The 20,388-nt window shown below is 74.4% G+C and carries 18 protein-coding genes and 1 riboswitch; of the genes, 13 read left to right on the forward strand and 5 right to left on the reverse strand.

Features of this window, described 5'->3' with window-relative positions; translation table 11 throughout:
• Window positions 1-354: 354 nt before the first annotated feature.
• Window positions 355-462, forward strand: a riboswitch (TPP riboswitch).
• The 7 genes from thiE to thiC all read left to right on the forward strand — a co-directional run bounded on the left by thiE (window position 456) and on the right by thiC (window position 6,290).
• Window positions 456-1,082 carry a thiamine phosphate synthase gene (gene thiE, locus OG799_RS32730; protein ID WP_406040739.1) on the forward strand — a complete coding sequence of 209 codons (627 nt, stop codon included), beginning with the start codon at window positions 456-458 and terminating at the stop codon, window positions 1,080-1,082. Its footprint overlaps the riboswitch before it by 7 nt.
• Entirely contained in the window at window positions 1,076-2,200 is a 1,125-nt protein-coding gene (gene thiO / locus OG799_RS32735; RefSeq protein WP_406040741.1) for a glycine oxidase ThiO, read from the forward strand. The genes thiE and thiO overlap by 7 nt, the downstream gene beginning before the upstream one ends.
• Window positions 2,191-2,391 (forward strand): sulfur carrier protein ThiS, encoded by a 201-nt coding sequence (thiS, locus tag OG799_RS32740; RefSeq protein ID WP_406040743.1) that lies wholly within the window; start codon window positions 2,191-2,193, stop codon window positions 2,389-2,391. Before thiO ends, thiS begins: the two co-directional genes overlap by 10 nt.
• 5 nt (window positions 2,392-2,396) lie before the next feature.
• Window positions 2,397-3,167, forward strand: a complete 771-nt coding sequence (locus OG799_RS32745; RefSeq protein ID WP_406040745.1) for a thiazole synthase — start codon at window positions 2,397-2,399, stop codon at window positions 3,165-3,167.
• A gap of 68 nt (window positions 3,168-3,235) precedes the next feature.
• A complete protein-coding gene (locus OG799_RS32750; RefSeq protein ID WP_406046478.1) occupies window positions 3,236-3,895 on the forward strand; it encodes a thiamine phosphate synthase in 660 nt (219 codons plus the stop codon).
• On the forward strand, window positions 3,892-4,680 hold the full coding sequence (thiD, locus tag OG799_RS32755; protein ID WP_406040747.1) for a bifunctional hydroxymethylpyrimidine kinase/phosphomethylpyrimidine kinase: 789 nt from the start codon (window positions 3,892-3,894) through the stop codon (window positions 4,678-4,680). The genes OG799_RS32750 and thiD overlap by 4 nt, the downstream gene beginning before the upstream one ends.
• Window positions 4,681-4,697: 17 nt before the next feature.
• Window positions 4,698-6,290 carry a phosphomethylpyrimidine synthase ThiC gene (gene thiC, locus OG799_RS32760; RefSeq protein ID WP_406040749.1) on the forward strand — a complete coding sequence of 531 codons (1,593 nt, stop codon included), beginning with the start codon at window positions 4,698-4,700 and terminating at the stop codon, window positions 6,288-6,290.
• Between the two features lie 51 nt (window positions 6,291-6,341).
• Here the strand turns inward: thiC and OG799_RS32765 are convergent, their stop codons facing one another.
• From OG799_RS32765 to OG799_RS32780, 4 genes are all read right to left on the reverse strand, one after another.
• The gene (locus OG799_RS32765; protein ID WP_406040751.1) at window positions 6,342-9,590 is read right to left on the reverse strand and encodes a hypothetical protein; all 3,249 of its coding nucleotides are present in this window, start codon (window positions 9,588-9,590) and stop codon (window positions 6,342-6,344) included.
• 77 nt (window positions 9,591-9,667) lie between these two features.
• Window positions 9,668-9,976: a cupin gene (locus OG799_RS32770; protein WP_406040753.1), complete on the reverse strand. Its 309-nt coding sequence runs from the start codon at window positions 9,974-9,976 to the stop codon at window positions 9,668-9,670.
• Window positions 9,973-10,923, reverse strand: coding sequence for an LLM class F420-dependent oxidoreductase (locus OG799_RS32775; protein ID WP_406040755.1), 951 nt, complete (start codon window positions 10,921-10,923; stop codon window positions 9,973-9,975). The genes OG799_RS32770 and OG799_RS32775 overlap by 4 nt, the downstream gene beginning before the upstream one ends.
• A 2-nt stretch (window positions 10,924-10,925) precedes the next feature.
• Complete coding sequence (locus OG799_RS32780) at window positions 10,926-11,765, reverse strand: ABC transporter ATP-binding protein (RefSeq protein ID WP_406040757.1); 840 nt, start codon at window positions 11,763-11,765, stop codon at window positions 10,926-10,928.
• A gap of 286 nt (window positions 11,766-12,051) precedes the next feature.
• Here OG799_RS32780 and OG799_RS32785 point away from each other — a divergent pair, with 286 nt between their 5' ends.
• Window positions 12,052-13,083 carry an ABC transporter substrate-binding protein gene (locus tag OG799_RS32785; RefSeq protein WP_406040759.1) on the forward strand — a complete coding sequence of 344 codons (1,032 nt, stop codon included), beginning with the start codon at window positions 12,052-12,054 and terminating at the stop codon, window positions 13,081-13,083.
• A gap of 137 nt (window positions 13,084-13,220) precedes the next feature.
• Window positions 13,221-14,033, forward strand: a complete 813-nt coding sequence (locus tag OG799_RS32790; protein ID WP_406046479.1) for an ABC transporter permease — start codon at window positions 13,221-13,223, stop codon at window positions 14,031-14,033.
• 165 nt (window positions 14,034-14,198) lie between these two features.
• Here OG799_RS32790 and OG799_RS32795 read toward each other — a convergent pair whose 3' ends face one another.
• Window positions 14,199-15,380 carry an ABC transporter substrate-binding protein gene (locus OG799_RS32795; RefSeq protein ID WP_406040761.1) on the reverse strand — a complete coding sequence of 394 codons (1,182 nt, stop codon included), beginning with the start codon at window positions 15,378-15,380 and terminating at the stop codon, window positions 14,199-14,201.
• A 447-nt stretch (window positions 15,381-15,827) separates the two neighbouring features.
• Between OG799_RS32795 and OG799_RS32800 the strand changes: the two genes are divergently transcribed.
• The 4 genes from OG799_RS32800 to OG799_RS32815 all read left to right on the forward strand — a co-directional run bounded on the left by OG799_RS32800 (window position 15,828) and on the right by OG799_RS32815 (window position 20,327).
• Complete coding sequence (locus OG799_RS32800) at window positions 15,828-18,890, forward strand: nitrate- and nitrite sensing domain-containing protein (protein ID WP_406040763.1); 3,063 nt, start codon at window positions 15,828-15,830, stop codon at window positions 18,888-18,890.
• Complete coding sequence (locus OG799_RS32805) at window positions 18,887-19,294, forward strand: roadblock/LC7 domain-containing protein (protein WP_406040765.1); 408 nt, start codon at window positions 18,887-18,889, stop codon at window positions 19,292-19,294. The genes OG799_RS32800 and OG799_RS32805 overlap by 4 nt, the downstream gene beginning before the upstream one ends.
• Before the next feature lie 66 nt (window positions 19,295-19,360).
• Window positions 19,361-19,723: a DUF742 domain-containing protein gene (locus OG799_RS32810; protein ID WP_406040767.1), complete on the forward strand. Its 363-nt coding sequence runs from the start codon at window positions 19,361-19,363 to the stop codon at window positions 19,721-19,723.
• On the forward strand, window positions 19,704-20,327 hold the full coding sequence (locus tag OG799_RS32815; protein ID WP_406040769.1) for a GTP-binding protein: 624 nt from the start codon (window positions 19,704-19,706) through the stop codon (window positions 20,325-20,327). Before OG799_RS32810 ends, OG799_RS32815 begins: the two co-directional genes overlap by 20 nt.
• The last annotated feature ends 61 nt before the right edge of the window (window positions 20,328-20,388 follow it).

A 20,388-nucleotide genomic window follows, 5' to 3' on the forward strand; every position in this document is an offset into this window, starting at 1 on the left:
CGGCACCGCCCGACGGTGCCGGGGCACCATGCTGTCCCCACCCCACCCCACCCCACCCCGCCCCGCCCCACCCCGCCGCGCGTGCGCATGTGGCGCGCGGCGTGGGCGGCCGTGCGGCGTGCACGGTGACCGGTGCGTCGCGGGCGAGGAGGTCGGCCGCCCCACAGGTAGGCGGCGCCGCCCCGGAACGGCAGGAACGACAACCGCCGGGGCGTACGTGCGGTCGAGGGCATCCAGACAGCATGGCGTGACCGGGCGGTGACGCGCTGCCCCCACCGTCGGGTTCGGACGGTTCGTGGGAAAAGCCGCCACCCGCCCTTGGCGGATCCGAGGGAACGTCGTACGGTAGGCCTCAAGTGACCCACGGGAGTCCGGTGCACCGGGCTGAGAGGGGGGCTGAAGCCCCCGACCGTCGAACCTGATCCGGGTAATGCCGGCGCAGGGAGGAGTTTGCCGTGCCGTCCCTGGGACGCCTGCATCTGATCACCGACACCCGGCCCGGGCGGGACCCGCTCGGCGTGCTGCGCGCCGCCCTGCCGGTCGCCCGCGCCGAGCTGGTCGTCCAGGTCCGCGTCGAGGACGACGCCACCGACCGCCAGGCGTACGAGTTGGCCCGCCGGGTGGTCGCGCTCTGCCGGCCGTACGGGGCGACGTGCCTGGTCAACGACCGGCTGCACGTGGCGCTCGCGGTGGGCGCCGCCGGTGGGCACGTCGGCGCGGAGGACCTGCCGGTGCGGGCGGCCCGTCGGGTGCTCGGCTCCGCCGCCGTGCTTGGGGCGACCGCCCGCGCGCCGGGCAGCGCCGTCGAGGCGGTCGCGGCGGGGGCCAGCTACCTGGGCGTGGGCCCCTGCCACGCGACCAGCACCAAGAGCGGCCTGCCCGACCCGATCGGCGCCCAGGGGGTGCGCGCGGTCGCCGAGTCTGTGGCGGTGCCGGTGATAGCGATCGGCGGGGTGACCGCCGCGTCGGTGCCCGCGCTGCGGGCCGCCGGGGCCTACGGGGTGGCGGTGGTCGGCGCGGTCTCCGGGGCGGCCGACCCCGCTCGGGCGACGGCGAAGCTGCTCGGGGCGCTGACGTGCTGAGCGGGAGGCGGCCCGGCACGACGGGCGCCGGCCGGCCGGACGTCGCCGTGGTGGGGGCGGGACCGGTCGGGCTGGCGATCGCCTGGCGCTGCGCGTCGCGCGGGCTGCGGGTGGTCGTGCACGATCCGGCGCCGGGTTCCGGGGCGTCGCACGTCGCGGCCGGGATGCTCGCGCCGGTCGCTGAGGCGTACTTCGGGGAGCACGAGCTGACCGGGCTGCTCGCCGAGTCCGCCGCCCGCTGGCCGGGCTTCGCCACCGAGTTGGCCGGGGCCGCCGGCGCCGGATTCGGGTACCGCACCGAGGGCACCCTGGTGGTCGGGCTCACCGGCGACGACCTGGCGGAGGCGCGGCGGCTGTGGTCGTACCAGCAGGGGCTGGGGCTGCCGATCACGCCGCTGCGCCCCTCGGAGCTGCGGGACCGCGAGCCGGCGCTCGCGACGCGGGTGCGCGGCGGCGCGGCCGCCCCCGGCGACCACCAGGTCGACCCGCGGCGGCTGGTCGCCGCGCTGCGGGCGGCGGCCGAGCGGGCCGGGGCGACGCTGCGGCCGGGCCGGGTCGCCGAGCTGTCCGACGTGGACGCGGGCGTCACCGTGGTGGCGGCCGGCTGCGGGGCGGCGGCGCTGACCGGGCTGCCGGTCCGGCCGGTGAAGGGCCAGGTGCTCCGGCTCCGCGCGCCCGATCGCGGCGCGCCGGGCTTCCGCCACGTGATCCGGGGGTACGCGGACGGCGAGGCGGTCTACCTGGTGCCCCGGAACAGCGGCGAGGTGGTGGTCGGGGCGACCGTCGAGGAGCGCGCCGACACCGAGGTGACCGCCGGCGCGGTGCTGCGGCTGCTGCGGGCCGCCGTCGACCTGGTGCCCGAGCTGGCCGAGTACGACCTGGTGGAGGCGTCCGCCGGACTGCGCCCCGGTACGCCGGACAACGCGCCGATCATCGGGCCGCTGCCCGGCCGGCCCGGCGTGCTCGCCGCCACCGGGCACCACCGGCACGGCATCGTGCTCACCCCGGTCACCGCCGACCTGGTCACCGAGCTGATCGTCACCGGGGAGGCGGATCCACTGCTCGCCCCCTTCACCCCCGACCGGTTCACCGCCGAGGAGGAGCGAACGTGGAACTGATCGTCAACGGCGCCGGGCGTGAGCTGCCCGGCGGGTCGACCGTGGCCGACGTGGTGCGGGAGGTCACCGACCAGCGGCGCGGGCTCGCCGTCGCGGTCAACGGCGAGGTGGTGCCGCGGGGCGGCTGGCCGGCGACGGTGCTGCGGGACGGCGACCGGGTCGAGGTGCTCAGCGCCGCCCAGGGCGGGTGAGCTCGGTGAGCTGCACGATCGCCGGTGAGACGTTCGGGTCCCGGCTGATCCTCGGAACCGGCGGCGCGGCCAACCTGCACGTGCTGGAGGAGGCGATCCGCGCCTCCGGCACGGAACTGGTCACCCTCGCGCTGCGCCGGGTCGACACCGCCCCCGGCACCGGCGGCGGGTTGCTCGACCTGCTGGACCGGTGCGGGGTGAAGCTGCTGCCGAACACCGCCGGCTGCCACACCGCCGCCGAGGCGGTGAAGGTGGCCCACCTGGCCCGGGAGGCGTTCGACACCGACTGGGTGAAGCTGGAGGTGATCGGCGACGAGCGCACGCTGCTGCCCGACGGGGTGGAGCTGCTGCGCGCCGCCGAGGAGCTGGTCGCCGACGGGTTCACCGTGCTGCCGTACACGTCCGACGACCCGATCCTGGCCCGGCGGTTGGCCGACGCGGGCTGCGCGGCGGTGATGCCGGCCGGCGCGCCGATCGGTTCCGGGTTGGGCGTGACCAACCCGCACCACATCCGGCTGATCCGGCAGGGCGTCGACGTGCCGGTCATCCTCGACGCCGGCATCGGCACCGCCTCCGACGCGGCGCTCGCGATGGAGTTGGGCTGCGACGCGGTGCTGCTGGCCAGCGCGGTCACCCGGGCCGCCGACCCGGTGGCGATGGCCACCGCCATGCGGTACGCCGTCGAGGCCGGCCGCCTCGCCCACGAGGCCGGCCGGATCCCGCGCCGCTTCCACGCCCTCCCCTCCACCCCCGACGAGGGAAGGCCCGACCTGTGACCGCCTTCCTCGCGGGTGCGGTCACCGCTCGGGCCGGCTGGAACGACGGGTGCGGCGATGCCGGGCGGGTGCCGTCGGGGCTCGTCGTGCTCACCGACCGGTGGCAGGCGCGGCGACCGCTGGCCCAGGTGGTCGCGGCGGCGGTGGCCGGGGGAGCGCGCTGGGTGGTGCTGCGGGAGAAGGACCTGCCCCGCGCCGAGCGGACCGCCCTCGCCGCCGACCTGCGCGCCATCCTCGCCGACGTCGGCGGCACCCTCATCGTCGCCGGCCCCGACCCCCTCGACGGCGACGCCGTCCACCTGCCCTCGGCGGGACCGTACCCACCGCCCCGGCTCGGGCTCATCGGCCGCTCCTGCCACGACGTGGCGGAGCTGCGCCGACTCACCACCGAGGATTACGCCACCCTCTCACCCGTCTTCCCCACCAGGACCAAACCCGGCTACGGCCCATCCCTGCACCCCGAAGGACTCGCCGAGCTGATCAAGGTCAGCCCCGTGCCGGTCCTGGCACTCGGGGGAGTCGAGACCCCGGACCAGACGCACGCATGCGTCAAGGCGGGAGCAGCGGGAGTGGCGGTGCTCGGCGCGATCATGCGCGCCGAAGACGCAACCGAGGCAGCCACCACGTTGACCGAAGCCTTCCAAGAGGCGGTCACCCCAGTGCGCGAAGCTGGCACGCCCCGGCGGACGTCTCCGAGGCCCCCAAAAGCAACCAGGGGGAGACAGTGACACCGAGAACGGTCCTCACCATTGCCGGATCGGACTCCGGCGCGGGCGCCGGGATCCAGGCCGACCTCAAGGTCTTCGCCGCCCTCGGCGCGTACGGCACCTCCGTCATCACCGCCGTCACCGCGCAGAACACCCGGGGCGTGGACGCCGTCCTGCCGCTGCCACCCCGCACGGTCACCGAGCAGCTCGACAGCGTGCTCGCGGACTTCCGGGTACGGGCGGTGAAGACCGGAATGCTGGGCACCCGGGCCGTCGCCGACGTGGTGGCCGACGCGGCGAAGGCCGGGCGCCTGCCGCGCCTGGTCGTCGACCCGGTGCTGGTCGCCACCAGTGGGCACCGGCTCGGCGTGGTGGAGGCGGTCGAGCGGCTGCTGCCGTACGCGGAGGTCGCGACGCCGAACTGCGCGGAGGCCGCGGCCCTCACCGGGCGCCCGGTGACCACGGTCGAGGAGATGGTCGCCGCCGCCGAGGCGCTCGCGGCCGACGGCCCGGCGCACGTGGTGGTCACCGGCGGCGACCTGGACGCGGCCGGCGAGTCCGTCGACGTGCTGGCCGGCGGCGGGACGACGACCCTGCTGCGCGGACCACGGGTGGCGACCCGGAACAACCACGGCACCGGCTGTTCATTCTCGGCGGCGATCGCCGTCCGGCTGGCGGCGGGCGACCCGGTGCCGGTCGCGGTCGGCACCGCCAAGGAGTACGTCACCCGCGCGCTGACCGGCGCGCGGGACTGGGAGCTGGGCGCGGGACGCGGCCCGCTGGACCACTTCGGCTGGTCCCGTTGACCATCAGGGAGGCTGTCATGCAGGCACGTCGCAAGGTCTACGTCGAGGGGTCACGGCCGGACGTCCGGGTGCCGTTCGCCGAGGTGGAGCTGACCGGGGACAACCCGCCGCTGCGCCGCTACGACACCTCGGGGCCGGGCTCGGACCCGGAGCTGGGGCTGCCGCCACTGCGCGGACCGTGGATCGCGGCGCGGGGTGACGTCGCCCCCGTCCGGGGCGCCGGCACGCCGCTGGCCGGGGCGGACGGGAAGCGGCCGACGCAGCTCGCGTACGCGCGGGCCGGGGTCGTCACGCCGGAGATGGAGTTCGTGGCGATCCGGGAGGGCGTCGCGCCGGAGTTCGTCCGGGACGAGCTCGCCGCCGGCCGGGCGGTGCTGCCGCTCAACGTCAACCACCCCGAGTGCGAGCCGGCGATCATCGGCAAGGCGTTCCTGGTCAAGGTGAACGCGAACATCGGCACCTCGGCGGTCAGTTCTTCGGTGGCCGAGGAGGTGGAGAAACTGACCTGGGCGACCCGGTGGGGCGCGGACACCGTGATGGACCTGTCGACCGGCAAGCGGATCCACGAGACCCGCGAGGCGATCGTGCGGAACTCGCCGGTGCCGATCGGGACGGTGCCGATCTACCAGGCCCTCGAAAAGGTCGGCGGCGACCCGGTGAAGCTGAGCTGGGAGGTGTTCCGGGAGACCGTCATCGAGCAGGCCGAGCAGGGCGTCGACTACATGACGGTGCACGCCGGGGTGCTGCTGCCGTACGTGCCGCTCGCCGTGGACCGGGTCACCGGGATCGTCTCCCGGGGCGGCTCGATCATGGCGGCCTGGTGCCTGGCTCACCACGAGGAGAACTTCCTCTACACCAACTTCCGGGAGCTGTGCGCGATCCTGGCCCGCTACGACGTGACCTTCTCCCTCGGTGACGGGCTGCGGCCCGGTTCGATCGCGGACGCCAACGACGAGGCGCAGTTCGCCGAGCTGCGTACCCTCGGCGAGCTGACGAAGGTCGCCTGGGAGTACGACGTGCAGGTGATGATCGAGGGCCCGGGCCACGTGCCCATGCACAAGATCAAGGAGAACGTGGACCTCCAGCAGGAGTGGTGCCACGAGGCGCCGTTCTACACCCTCGGCCCGCTGACCACGGACATCGCGCCCGCGTACGACCACATCACCTCGGCGATCGGCGCCGCGATGATCGGCATGTTCGGCACCGCGATGCTCTGTTACGTCACCCCGAAGGAGCACCTGGGCCTGCCGGACCGGGACGACGTGAAGGCGGGCGTGATCGCGTACAAGATCGCGGCGCACGCGGCGGACCTGGCCAAGGGCCACCCTGGCGCCCAGGCCTGGGACGACGCGCTGTCGAAGGCCCGGTTCGAATTCCGCTGGGAGGACCAGTTCAACCTCTCGCTCGACCCGGAGACCGCGCGGTCGTACCACGACGCGACGCTGCCCGCCGAGCCGGCGAAGACCGCGCACTTCTGCTCGATGTGCGGGCCGAAGTTCTGCTCCATGAAGATCACCCAGGAGCTGAACGAGTACGCCGCCCGAGGCATGAAGGACAAGTCGGCGGAGTTCCTCTCCTCCGGCGGTCGGGTCTACCTGCCGCTCGCCTGAGTCCCCGCCGGTCGGGCCGTCCCGCGGAGGTCGGCCCGACCGCCGTGCCGGTCAGTCCCGGTGATGCCGGCCGGTACGCAGCGAACCGGCGTCGCTGTCCGCGGCCGGCCGGCCCAGCCCGGCGACCCAGTCGACGTACTCCTCGTCGTGCGCCGGCACCGGCTCCGCCTCGCGGCTGTTCCGGTCCACCGTGCCCTCCTCGTCGCCCTTCGCCCGGTTCCGGCGGAACAGGCCCCGGCGGGGCCGGGACTTCCCGGCGTCGGCCTCCTCGCCCGAGCCGGCCGCAGCCGGGGACCGGTCGTCCGTCTCCCGCCCCGCGTCGTCGGCCTGGTGTGCCCGTTCGCTGTCGGGGCCGGCGGAAACCGCCGGCGCCGGGTCGATCGCGTTCGGCCCGGTGGCGTGCCGCGCGTTCGCCAGGGCCTCCCAACTGGTGGCCCGGCCCAGGTCGGGCAGTGCGCGGTGCCGGGGGCGCGGCGCCGGCTCGACCGGGGCGCCGTTGTCGGTGGCGTCCGTCGTGGGCCCCGTCGGGGCGGTGGCCTGGCCGGGAGTGGTCGGCCAGCTCGGCGCGGACGCCATCGGCCAGGCCGGCCGCACGTCGTCGCGCCGATCCGCGTCGTCCGAGAAGATCGGGACGCGCGGGCGCGGCGAGAAGGCGCGTCCCGCATCCGCCGTGGCGTCGTCCGGCGCCGTTGCCGCAAGGTGCGCCGGGCCGGTCGGCATCCGCCCGTCGGGTCGGCCGGTGCGCGTCGCGGATTCCGGCCCGCCGCCGCCCGGGGAGGTGGCACCGGAGGGCCCGAGGGTTCCAGCCTGGTTCGCGGCGGTGGCCTGGTCTGCGCCGCTGGCCTGGTCTGCGGCGGTCGACCGGTCGGCCGAAGTGGACCGGCCGGCGGTGCGGGACCGGCCGGCGGTGGTCGTCGGGGGAAGGTCGGTGGCCGAGCTGGTGGTCGGCGTCGCGGGCGAGCCGGTCGCCGGCAGGTCCGAGGTGGGGACGGCGGTCGATTCGGCCGGCCGGGACGGGCCAGCCACCGGTGCGGGGGCGGTGGTGGCAGGGGCGTTCTTCGCGGTGCGATGCCCGGTCACCGGTGCGGCATCGGCCGGGACCGGCGTCGGGGTGGGCGCCGTCGGCTCGGCCGACCCACCGGCGGCCGACCGTGACTTGCGGGCCCGCTTCGGCCGGCCCGTCGACGACGCCGAGGCCGTCGACGACGCCGAGGCCGTCGACGACGCCGGGCCCGTCGACGACGCCGACGCCGAGGCCGAGGCCGCCGAGCGGGACCGGGCGGGCGGGCCGGACCGGGGCAGCGAGGCGTCGGCCGCCGGGCCGATCAGGGCGGCAGCGTCGGACGCCTCGGCCTCCGGTCCGGGCGCGTCAGCCTCCGGCGTGCGGACTGACACCTCGACGTCGGGCCTGGCCGCTCCGCCCCTGGGGGTGGCGGCCGGTGCCGGGACGCCCGGGCCGGAAACGCCGGCCCCGGCCGTGGCCGTCGCCGTCCCGGCCGAAGGCGCGGTCGTCGCCGTCCTGGCCGAGGATGCGGCCGTCGCCGTCTCGGACCAGGATGCGGTCGTCGCTGCCCCGGCGGAAGAGCCGTTGGTCGCCGTCGCGGGCGTGGGTGCCGCCGCCTGGGCCGAGGGCGCAGTCGGCGCCGTGCCGGAAGCGGGCGTGGGCGCCGTCGCCTGGGCCCGGCGGTCGGGCGTCGGCGTGGGTGTCGCAGGCGTGGGCAGGGCGGTCCCGGCCGGTGTCGTACCGGGCCGCGCCGCCTCCGGCGTTCGGCCGGCGGCGACCACGTCGACCGCCGAGATCCGCCTCGCCGACGACAGCGGGGTGGGCGCCGGCAGGCTCTGGGTCGGGTCGTCGGCGTCCCGTTCGATCACCCGACCGGCCCCGGTCGCCCCGGTTCTGGCCGGCGGGCCGATGGTGCGGTCGCGGGCCACGGCGCCGGAGGCCGGGGCGCCGGCGAGCCGACCCGGGTCATCGGCGGCGACGGGAGCCGGGGTCGCGAGATCGCGGTCGTCGGCGGATGCCGCGGACCAGTGCACGCGATCGCGGTCGTCGGCGGGGACCGCGGACGGGGTGGTGGGGTCGCGGTCGTCGGCGGGGGCCGGGCCGGCGGCGGCCGGGCGCCGGTCGTCGCCGGGGCGGGCGTTCTGGCCGGTGGTCGGGCGGGTGCCGCCGGCCGGTGCCGGCGTCGGGGTGCCGCTCGACGCCACTGGCCAGTCCCAGTGTGCGGGGGTGGGCCGGCCGGCGTCGGGCCGGGTGTCCCAGGCAGCCGACGGGAGGCCGAGGTCGGCGGTGCTGCCGGCGACGGCCGCGGGCGGCGCTCCGGCGGGGCTCGGGTCGGCCGTGGCCGGACCGTCGGCCGTCCGCCCCACCCGAGAACCCGCCGGAGCGGGCCCGGCCGGGAGGGGCTGGAGGATGTCGGTCGGCTCGATGGCGTCGGTCGCCGCCGTCTCCGACGGCCGACGCAGCACGGTGGCGGCGGTCGAGCCGAGCGCTCCGGCGGCGACCGCGATCAGCGCCCCGTAGTAGGGCGCCAGCTGGTAGCGGTCGGCCGCGTTGCCCGGGCCGGCGGTCAGGTAGGCGAACGCCACCAGGACCGGGCCGGCCGCGCCCGCGGCACCGCCGACCAGCGCCGGGTGGCCGCGGCGGCGGGCCAGCGCGCCGGCCGCCGCGCCCGCGAGCAGGGCCACCGTCGGCAGGATCAGCATGGCCAGGCGCTGTGCCGTCGCCGCGTCCAACCACGACGGTTCCAGGACCCCGAGGCGTACGGTGGGCAGCGGCCCGGTCGAGGCCAGCGCCGGCGCCACCGAGACCAGCGCGAGCAGCCAGAGCGCGCCGCCGGTCAGCGCGATGTTCCAGCCGAGCGGCGGGTTCAGCAGGACGGCGAGCGCCGCCCCGGCGCCGACCACCGCGCCGAGGACGGCGCAGATGCCGACCGCCCACACCGGGTCGACGGTGCCGCCCAGCTCGACCGCCCGGGCGGGCTGCATGCACAGTGGCGCGACGACGGTGGCGCCCAGCGCGGCGGCCCCGGCGACCGAGAATTGTTCAGTGGTGCCGCCCGACGGCCCGTCCGGGCGGGCGAGACGCTCGGTGAGTACGGCGCCGACCACCGCGGCGACCGCCGCGAACCAGGCCACCCAGACGAGCTGGGCCGGCCACCGGTTGACCGAGCCGTCGGTGAACGCGCCGCCCAGGCGCACGATGCCGAACCCATACGCGATGCCGAGCTGGCCGGCCCCGGCCAGCACGCTCACCCCGAGCGCCGTGAGCGGCAGCCTGCCCCACGTCCGAAAGGCCATGTCGGGCACGTTACGGCCCGGTGCGCCCGATCGCCACCTTGACGCAGCGCTGGCGCGGCGCGTGCTCTCCGGCGTGGCTACTTCAGCTCGACCAGGCGCGCCAGGTAGGTCGTGTCCCCGACATTGGTGAGCATGTGCACGGCGCCGGGGTCGCGGTAGACCACGCCGCCGGCCGGCTCGTCGGCGTCGATCCGGGTGCCGTCGATCGTCTGCACCACGTTCTTGGCGCCCTGGACCGCCACCACCAGGTACGGGTGGTCGTGCCGGTGCAGCGGCTGCCGCTCGCCCGGCTCCAGCCGGATGTGCCAGACCCGCACCCGGTCGTTCTCGTAGACGATCTCCTGGCCCACCGGGCCGAGTTCGACGTCCTGGGACAGTTCGGTCATCGGGTTCCGTCCAGCTGGGGGAGCACCTCGGCGCCGATGAGCTCCAGGTGGTCGAGGTCGGCGAAGTCGATCAGCCGCAGGTGCACCCGGGTGGCGCCGATCGCGGCGAACTCGCCGAGCCGGTCGACCAGCTGGGCGGGGGAGCCGACCACCGGGTCCTCGGGCGGCAGGGCGCTCTTGACGTGCAGGGGCGCGGCCCGCCGCTGCGCCTCCGCGTCGGTCCGGCCGATCGCGACCACGATCCCGGCGGAGAACACCAGCGGTGCCCGCCCGGACTCCGTACGGCCGGTGCGCTGGCACGCCTCGCTCACCCGCTCGTACGCGGCGGCCGTCTCGGCGACGCTCTTGAACGGCATGTTGAACTCGTCGGCGTACCGGGCGGCCAGTTCGGGGGTGCGCTTGGGACCGCGGCCGCCGACGATCACCGGCGGCCCGGGCCGCTGCACCGGCTTGGGCAGCGCGGGCGCGTCAACCAGCCGGTAGTGCTCGCCGGTGAAGTGGTACGTCTCGCCGGGCGGGGTGCGCCACAGCCCGGTGATGATCTCGAGCTGTTCGGCGAGCCGGTCGAACCGCTCGGCCACCGGGGGGAACGGGATGCCGTACGAGAGGTGTTCCCGTTCGTACCAGCCGGCGCCGATGCCGAGCTCGACCCGGCCGCCGCTCATCTGGTCGACCTGGGCCACCATCACCGCGAGCGGCCCGGGGAGTCGGAAGGTGGCCGAGCTGACCAGCGTGCCGAGGCGGATCCGGGAGGTCTCCCGGGCCAGCCCGGCCAGGGTCAGCCAGGCGTCCGTGGGGCCGGGCAGCCCGGGGTCGTCGCCCATCGACTGGTAGTGGTCGGCGCGGAGGAAGCCCTCGAAACCGGCCCCCTCGACCAGCCGGGCGAACCGGAGCTGGTCGTCGTAGCTGGCGCCCCGGTGCGGTTCGGTGAAGATCGACACCCGCATGGTCAGCGTCCTCCCGTGCCGGACCCGGCCGGCGTCTCCGCCGGGCCGGCCGCCGGCGCGTCCCCGGCCTGCGCCGGGACGACCGGTGCGTCCCGTTCCATCAACAGCTCGTGCAGGTCGGCGCTGATCCGGGCCACCTCGGCCAGGTGGGCGTTGCGACCGAGGGTGCGGGGCCGGGGGATGTCCACGTCGAGGATCTTGCGGATCCGGCCGGGGCGCGGGCTGAGCACGACGACCCGGTCGGCGAGCAGCACCGCCTCGTCGATCGAGTGGGTGACGAAGACGATGGTCGCCTTCGTCTCCATGTGCACCCGCTGGAGTTCGCCGGAGAGCTCTTCCCGGGTGAGCGCGTCGAGCGCCGAGAAGGGCTCGTCCATCAGCATCACCCGCGGCTCGCCGATCAGCGACCGGCACAGCGACACCCGCTGCTGCATGCCGCCGGAGAGCTCGTGCGGCAGGCGCTTCTCGAAGCCGCCGAGGCCGGCCAGGTCCAGCAGCTCCCGGGCCCGCTCGCGGTGCCTCGCCCGGCTCCAGCCGAAGATCTCGACCGGGAGCAGGACGTTGTCCAGCACCGAGCGCCAGGGCAGCAGGGCGGGCCGCTGGAACAGCATGGCGATGTCGCGGCGGGGCTTGGTGATCGGCGTGCCGGCCACGGTGATCTCGCCCTCGGTGACCGGCAGCAGCCCGGCGATCATGCGGAGCAGGGTGGACTTGCCGCAGCCGGAGCGGCCGAGGACGGCGACGAACTCGCCCTCCGCGACGTCGAGGTCGATGCCGCGCAGCGCCTCGACGCGGCCCGAGCGGCCGTCGAAGGTACGGGACACCGCGGACAGCTTGATCATTTCCTGCCGGCTCCCTTCCGTTCGGCGATCACGAGCCCGGCAAGGGTAACCGTCGGCCGTCCCTATAGCACCGTCCGGGGTGGACGACTGTCAGTTTCCGTCATGCAACTTCGTTTCCGTTCCGCAACCGATACGCCCGGCCGGTGGCTGCTGGCCTTCTCGTACGCTGTGCCCGCGAATAGTCCCCTCACGACGGTCCTGTCGGCTTCACCCTCCTGCCGGCACCGTCGGACCCACGACCCGTCCGGGTGATAGACGACCTGGTCGGAAAGGACATGGTGCACTGATGAGAAGGCTGACCCGTACGGTCGCCGCCGCCGCGCTGGCCACCGCCCTCGCCCTGGTGGCCGGGTGCAGCAGCGGCTCGGACAAGTCCGACGACGCGAAGAGCGCGGGTGCCGCCGGGCTGGAGAAGGTGACCTATCTCACCTCGTTCGGCAACTTCGGCCGGGACTCCTACGCCTGGGTGGCGAAGGAGAAGGGCTTCTTCAAGGAGGCCGGCTTCGATGTGGACATCAAGCCCGGTCAGGGCACCGGCGCCGTCATCCAGACCGTCGTCGGCGGCCAGGCCGACTTCGGCCCGATCGACCTCACCGGTGGTCTGCTCCAGCTCGGCAACGGCCAGGCCAAGGACTTCGTCGCGGTCGCGGCGATCCAGCAGCGCACCATGGCCGCCATCGTCTCGGTCGAGGGCAAGAACATCGCCACCCCGAAGGACCTGGAGGGCAAGAAGCTCGCCGACACCCCCAGCTCCGTCGTGCGCAACCTCTTCCCCACGTACGCGAAGCTGGCCGGCATCGACGCCAGCAAGGTGACCTGGGTCAACGGCGAGCCGCAGACGCTGATGGGCACGCTGGCCTCCGGCGCGGTCGACGGCATCGGCCAGTTCGTCGTCGGTCAGCCCACCGTCGAGGCGGTGACCAAGAAGAAGCCGGTCGTGCTGCCGTACAGCAACGTCATGCAGGACCTCTACGGCAACGCGCTGATCACCTCCACGAAGATCGCCAAGGAGAAGCCGGAGATGGTGAAGAAGTTCACCGCGGCGCTGCTCAAGGGCCTGGAGTACGCCCTGGCCAACCCGCAGGAGGCGGCAACCATCCTGAAGAAGAACGTGGACGCCACCAACCCGGCCGCGGCCGCCGCCGAGCTGCAGCTGATGGCCGCGTACGTCCGGTCCAGCAACTCCGGCACCGCGCTGGGCACCCTGGACAGCGGCCGGGTCGCCAAGAGCATCGCGCTGCTGCAGGGCGCGGGCGCGCTGAAGCAGAACCTGACCCCCGACCAGATCATCGACTTCAACCTCGCGCCGAAGGCCTGACCGGCCGACCCGGACATCGGGGGTGCGGCCCGCCGGGGTTCCGGTGGGGCGCACCCCCGTCCCGTGCCGGCCCTGGGGCCGGCCGAGCAGAGGAGGACACCTTGACGGAGTTGACCGGGACCCGGGCCGGTACCCCCGTGCCGGGCCAGCCGACGGCGGAGCCGGCCGGGTCGCGCCGGACCGGCCTACGCCCCTCGGCGGTGGGGCTGCCGGCGCTCGGGCTGCTGGTCGCGGTCACGGCCTGGTGGACGGTCACGTCGGGCCTGCACCTGGTGCATCCGGCGTCCCTGCCGCCGCCGCAGGTGGTGTGGAGCGCGCTGACCGGGACGAGCGACGTGCTGCTGCCGGCGCTGGGGATCACCACCGCGATGACCGTCCTCGGCTTCCTGCTCTCCTCGGTGGCCGGCGTGCTGATCGGGATGGCGCTGGCCGCCTCCCGGCGGGTCGAGCGGATGTTCGCGCCGCTGCTGGTGGCGGTCAACGCGGTGCCGAAGATCGCGCTCGGCCCGCTGCTGGTGGTGTCGGTGGGCTGGGGCCAGAAGCCGATCCTGACCATGGTGTTCCTGCTCTGCTTCTTCCCGATCGTGCTCTCCACCGCGACCGGGCTGACCACCACCCCGGCCGACCTGGCCGAGCTGGCCCGGTCGCTGAACGCCTCCTGGTGGCAGTCGTTCCGCAAGGTGCGCTTCCCGGCCGCCCTGCCGCAGATCTTCGTCGGGCTGAAGGTGGCGATGCCGCTCGCCGCGATCGGCGCGGTGATCGGGGAGTTCTACTCGGACAAGCCGGGGCTGGGCTACCAGATCCTCCAGTACAACGGGATCGGCGACACCGCGACGGCCTGGGCGGCGATCGTGCTGATCGCGCTGATGAGCATCCTGCTCTACTCCGCCCTCAGCCTCGTCGAGCGGCTCGCCCTGCCCTGGGTACGCGCCACCACCTCATCCCGATGACTCCACTTCGACCGCGAACCGACGTCGACCGTGGACATCTGAGGTCAGCAAAGCCGACGGACGGCCAACGACACCGAAGGTGTGGCCCCACCGCAACCGGCGGAGGGATCAAGCCTGACCGCCCGGAGCCGGTTGTGGTGGGGCCACACCCACCAGAGCGACCAGCTAGCCAGCCAGCCGCCAGCGGCCACCCCTCGCGACCAGGGTCGTCAGTGCCTGGGGCATCAGGCCGGAGTGGTTGTCCGGGGTCATCCGGATCGGGCCGGAGAGGCCGTCCAGCTGTGACGTCTCCAGGACGTCGCGAAGGGCGGCCCGATCCACCCGGCCGGGCTCCCCGCCGGCGCGCAGCTCGGCGTCCGCGACGAGCTGGACCGCGTCCGCGGCGAACGACGAGGAGCCGTTGTATCCGCCGAACCGGGCGGTGTAGTCCTGGAACCACTGGCGGCGGGCCGCCTTGGCCGGGGTGGTGGCGATGACGTCGTCGATCACCATGGTCTGGGTGAAGATCAGGGTGGTCTGCTCCGCGGTCCGCGCCGAGCCGCCGAGGAAGAGGTCGCCGGCGGCCGACGCGTCGAGGAAGACCGACCCGGCGAACTTCTCCTGCCGGGCGCTGGCGACCGCGATCGACGCCTGCTCCGGCGGCGTCCAGACGATCAGCGCCTGGGGCTCCCGCGCCACCAGCCTCGAGACCTGGCTGGTGAGGTCGGTGTCGGTGGGGCGTACCGCCTCGGCGCGGAGCAGCCGGATGTTGGCCTTGGTGAACTCGCCGCGCAGCGCGGCCAGCCCTTCCTGCCCGTAGCTGTCGGCGGTGTGCAGCACGGCCACCTTGCGGATGTTGCGGCGGGTCAGCTCGGTGGTGAGCGCGCCGGCGGTGTCGACCGCGTTGGGGGCCAGCTTGAAGACGTACCGGCGCTGCGCGACCGGCTCGGTGACGGCGCCGGAGGCGGCGAGGGCGATCGTCGGAATGCGCTTCTCGTCGATCGTGCGGACGGCCCCCACCGCGCATTCGTTGCAGCCGCCCATGATGATGGCGTTGACGTTGGAGTCGTTGCTGAAATCGTTGATGTTGCGCAAGGATTCGGCGGCGTCGGAGCGGTTGTCCTTCACCTTGAGCTCGATCTTCCGGCCGCCCAGTGCGCCGGAGGAGTTCAACTGCTCGACCTTCAGTTCCAGTGCGCGCTGGTAAGCCTTGCCGATCGGCGCCGACGCGCCGGAGAGTTCGAGGTCCGCGGCGATCACGATCCGGCTGGTGTCCTGCTGCTCCTCGCCGAACTGGCAGCCGGTGAGCGTGGTGGCCAGCACGGCCGATGCGAGCGCCGCGATGCTCGCGGAGCGGATGGGGCTCAACTCAGTCCTCCAGGTGCGGCGCGGGCATGGCCCGATCACCGCCGCTTGTCCGTCCTCAGTAGAGAACGGGATTGGTCTGCCGTACGGTGTGCGCGAGGCCTGCAAAACCTTGCCAACGCCGGGCCCCTTGGTCAAGCGCGGAAGCCGGGGAGCTGTTTCGGGACGCTCATCCCACATCGTGGGGACATTGAATGTTTACCGTTGGCTCACCTTGCAGAATCGACCGACCACTCTGGATGTACACGCCCTGTTCAGGGGGCTGGGGAAAAGAAGGTAATAGTTGACCGGAGACCGGCTTGCGGGCCCGCCGACCGTTTCCTGCCTCACTGCGGCTTCCCAAACAGGATCTTCTCTGATGAAATCGCGGCCGTGCCGCGCGTGGCGCTGGCCGCTGCACCAGGCACGGGTCGGCGGGTCAGGCGTGGAAGAAACGACGGAGGCGATGTCGTGAGCACCGGACCTACGACCCTGCCCGAGAGCCCCGGCGCCGACGCGCGGAACCGGCGCCGGCGGCTGCCCCGGCTGCGGGACGCGCGGATCCGTTCCAAGCTCGCCCTCATCCTGGTCGTCCCGGTCGCCGCCGTCATCGCACTGGCGACCATCCGACTCGTCGCGGTCGGTGAGGGCGCCTACGACGCCACCCGGATCCGCTCCCTCACCGCGCTGTCGATCGACATCTCGGCGCTCAACCAGGACCTGCACAAGGAACGGATGGCCGCCGCCGGCTACCTGGCCGCGCCCGACCAGAAGCCGGACGACTACAACCTGCGGGTCCGCCGCACCGACGAGCGGATCGCGGCGTACCGCCAGGAGCGGGGCGAGCTCGGCGACCTGCCGGCCTCGGTCCGGGGGCGGCTCAAGGTCATCGACGACCACCTGGCGACGCTGAACGGCACCCGGCAGGAGGTGCTGGACCGGCAGCAGATGCCGGTGGCCGAGGCGAGCCTGCGCTACGGCATCATCCTCACCGACCTCGTCTCGTACGGCGACACCCTCGCCCAGCAGCCCGGCGGGGAGGGCCTGGCCGACGCTCGGCGGGCGGTGGCGGCCTTCGCCCACGCCAAGGCGGCGGTCGCCGAGGAACAGGCGGTGGCCTTCACCGCGCTGGCCTCCGGGCGGCTCGACGAGGAGCAGTTCTCCTCCTTCGTGGCGACCCTGACCAGCCAGCAGGAGGCGCTGCTCTCCTTCTCCCGCGCCGCCGAGCCGGAGCAGCGGAGCCTCGTCGACAGCACGGTCTCCGGTGACGCGGTGCAGCTCTCCGACCGGGTCGCGGCCGACCTGTCCCGGTCGGTCGGTCAGCGCCCGCTGGTCACCCGGGACGACGCCTCCGCCGCCATCGGCGCGGTCGACGACCTGATGCGGTGGGCCGAGATCCAGCTCCAGGACCGGCTGTACGCCGACGCGGACGCGGCGCGCACGGAGGTCATCCGGCAGGCGGTCGTCGAGACCGCGCTCGTGCTGCTGACCCTGATCATCGCGGTGACGCTCGCCGTCGTCCTCGCCCGCTCGCTCAACCACTCGCTGCGCCGGCTGCGCGAGGGCGCCCTGGCGGTGGCCAACCACGACCTGCCGGAGGCGGTCAGCCGCCTGCAGAACATCGGCACCATCGGCGACGGCGGGGTGGACGAGATCGTCCGGCAGGTCCGGGACCCGATCAAGCTCCGCAACCGCGACGAGGTCGGCCAGGTGGCGGTGGCCTTCAACGTGGTCCACCGGGAAGCCGTCCGGGTGGCGGCCGAGCAGGCCGCCCTGCGGACCAGCGTCTCGGCGATGTTCCTCAACCTGGCCCGGCGCAGTCAGACCCTGGTCGATCGGATGATCGGTGAGCTGGACGCGATCGAGCGTGGCGAGGAGGACCCGAAGCGCCTCGCGCAGCTGTTCGAGCTCGACCACCTGGCCACCCGGATGCGCCGCAACGACGAGAACCTGCTGGTGCTGGCCGGCGCCGACTCGGCCGTGCCGCGCCGCGACGACGCGCTGCTGGTGGACGTGCTGCGGGCCGCCCAGTCCGAGGTGGAGCTCTACAACCGGATCGAGTTCGGCACGGTCGACACCGACGTCTCGGTCGCCGCGCACGCGGTCAACGACGTGGTCCGCCTGGTGGCCGAGCTGCTGGACAACGCCACCCGGTTCTCCCCGCCGAACACCACGGTGGTGGCCGACGGCCGGCGGATCCGGGACTACGTGCTGATCCAGGTGGAGGACCGGGGTCTGGGCCTCACCGACGAGCAGCTCGACTCGCTGAACCGGCGGCTGGCCGCCCCGCCGACCGTGGACGTGGCCGCGTTCCGGCTGATGGGCCTCGCCGTGGTGAGCCGGCTCGCCACCCGCTACGGCATCCGCGTCGAGCTGCGGCGCAACGTGGACGGCGGGACGGTCGCCCAGGTGACCCTGCCGAACTCCACGGTGGTGCTGCCGGCCAACCGGGGCCAGGACCCGGCGCCGCTGGCCCGCCCGCGCCAGCCGCTGGCCGTCGAGCAGGCCCCGCTGTCCTCGGTCGGCCACGCCGACCCGCTGGCCGGCGTCGGGCGTACCGCCGCGCCCACCCTGACCGACCAGTGGCGGACGCCCGCGCCGGCCCGCTGGCCCGGGCCGGCCGAGGTCCGGGACACCGGCCCCGCGGTGCAGGTGGGCGGCTCCACCGGCGCGCTGCCGAGCCTGCCGGCCACGCCGGCCGCGTCCCCGCCGCCGGCCGCCGTCTCCAGTGGCGGCCTGTCGGTGGGTACGCCTACCGTCGCCCACCCCACCCTCGACCCGCTGCCGAAGCGGACCCCGGGCGGGGAGACCGCCGGCCCGGGCACCGGGGGCCTGCCGGTGGGTCCGATCGCCGGGCTGGGCGGCGCCGCCGTGACCGCTCCGGCCCCGGTGTCGCCGGTGGCTCCGCCCACGCCGGTGGCTCCGCCCGCGGTGGTCGCCCGGCCGGAGCAGCCGGCCGAGGCGCCGATCTTCCGGGAGATGGAGGCGGTCTGGTTCCGCTCCCACGGCGACGACGAGACGACGATCTTCACCCGGCCCCGGTTCGACGACGAGCGGGCCCCGGCCGCGCGGCACTCGACCCCGGCCGCGCCGCCGCCCGCCGCGCCGTCCCGGCCGCCGCTGCCGACCCGTACCCCGGGTGCCCAGGCGTCGGCCGTGACGTCCCCACCGCCGTACACTCCGCCGGCGGCGTCGGTGCCGCCCGCCGCGGCCGTACCCCCGTCCGTGCCACCGGCCGCGGCGCCCGGGGTGGACCCGGACGCCTGGCGGACGGCGGCCGACGAGGGTTGGTCGCGGGCCACCCGCGCGGCCGAGCCGACCACCGGCGGCACCACCCGCTCCGGCCTGCCGAAGCGGGTGCCGCAGGCCCAGCTCGTCCCCGGCGGCATCGAGCCGAAGGGGGGCCGGCCCCACAGCCGGCGCACGCCCGACGAAGTACGCGGCCTGCTGTCGGCCTACCACCGCGGTGTGCAGCGGGGTCGGACGGCCGGTGCGGACCTGAACAGCACCTCGATCAAGGAGACGAACCGATGAACAGGCCAGCGGCCATGCAGGACATGGGTTGGCTGCTCGCCAACTTCGCCGACAGCGTGGCGGGCATCGCCCACGTGGTGGCGGTGTCCGCGGACGGGCTGTTGCTCGCCTCCTCCCGGGACCTGCCCAGGGACCGGGCGGACCAGCTCGCCGCGATCACCTCCGGCGTGGTGAGCCTGACCGAGGGCACGGCGCGGATGTTCAGCGCGGGCGCCGTGCTCCAGACCGTGATCGAGATGGACAGCGGATACCTGTTCCTGATGTCGATCAGCGACGGCTCGTCGATGGCGGTGCTCGCCGCGCGCAGCTGCGACGTCGGCCAGGTGGGCTACGAGATGGCGCTGCTGGTGGAGCGGGTCGGTGCGGCCCTGGTGCCGCTGCCCCGGGACGCCGTGCGGTCCTGACCGGAACCCGCGTGACTTGGTGATCCGGAGCCGGCCCGGCTCCGTACGGAGGGAGGTGATCGCGAGATGGAACCACGGCGGGACCCGCGCGGCGCGCTGGTGCGACCGTACGCGGTCACCCGTGGCCGCACCGAGCCGCTGCAGAACATCGCCCTGGAGGCGGTGCTGTCGTGCACACCCACCCAGGTGGCCGAGGCGCGGTTCGCCGGGCACGACAAGTACCGCATCGCCACGGTCTGCGAGGGCCGGGCACAGTCACTCGCGGAGATCGCCGCGTACACCAGGATGCCGCTGGGCGTCACCCGGGTGCTGGTCGCCGACATGGTGGCCGAGGGCCTGCTGACGCTACACACTGCCGCTCCCGCCAAGGGATTCGAGGAGCGGATGAACCTGCTTGGAAGGGTGCTAAGTGGACTTCGCGAACTATGACCCCGCCGGGGCGCGCCGCAGCCGGGAGATCATCTCCGCGAAGATCGTGGTCGCGGGTGGCTTCGGCGTGGGCAAGACAACCCTGGTCGGAGCGATCTCCGAGATCACTCCGCTGACCACCGAGGCGCTGATGACGGCCGCCGGCGTGGGCATCGACGACCCGTCGAAGGTGCCCGGCAAGGAGACCACCACGGTCGCCATGGACTTCGGCCGGATCACCATGGCCCAGGACCTGATCCTGTACCTCTTCGGCACGCCGGGCCAGACCCGCTTCTGGTTCATGTGGGACGAGATCATCCGGGGCGCGGTGGGCGCCGCGGTGCTGGTCGACACCCGGCGGATCACCGACGCCTTCGCCCCGCTCGACTACTTCGAGAACCGCAACCTGCCGTACGTGGTGGCGCTGAACCGGTTCGACGGCGCGCCGCAGTACGAGCTGGAGGAGGTTCGCGAGGCACTGGCCATCTCGCCGGACGTGCCGCTGGTGTCGTGCGACGCGCGGCACCGGGAGTCGGTCAAGCAGGTGCTGGTGACGGTGGTCGAGCACGCCATGATCCGCCTTCAGGCCGAGCACGGGCGCGGCTACCCGGCCCCGGTGGGCTGAGGCGGTCTGCCCCGGTGGGCTGAGGCGGTCTGCAGCGGTGCGAGGCGGTCCGGGTACGTGT

Source organism: Micromonospora sp. NBC_00898, from assembly GCF_045207895.1.
GTDB lineage: Bacteria > Actinomycetota > Actinomycetes > Mycobacteriales > Micromonosporaceae > Micromonospora.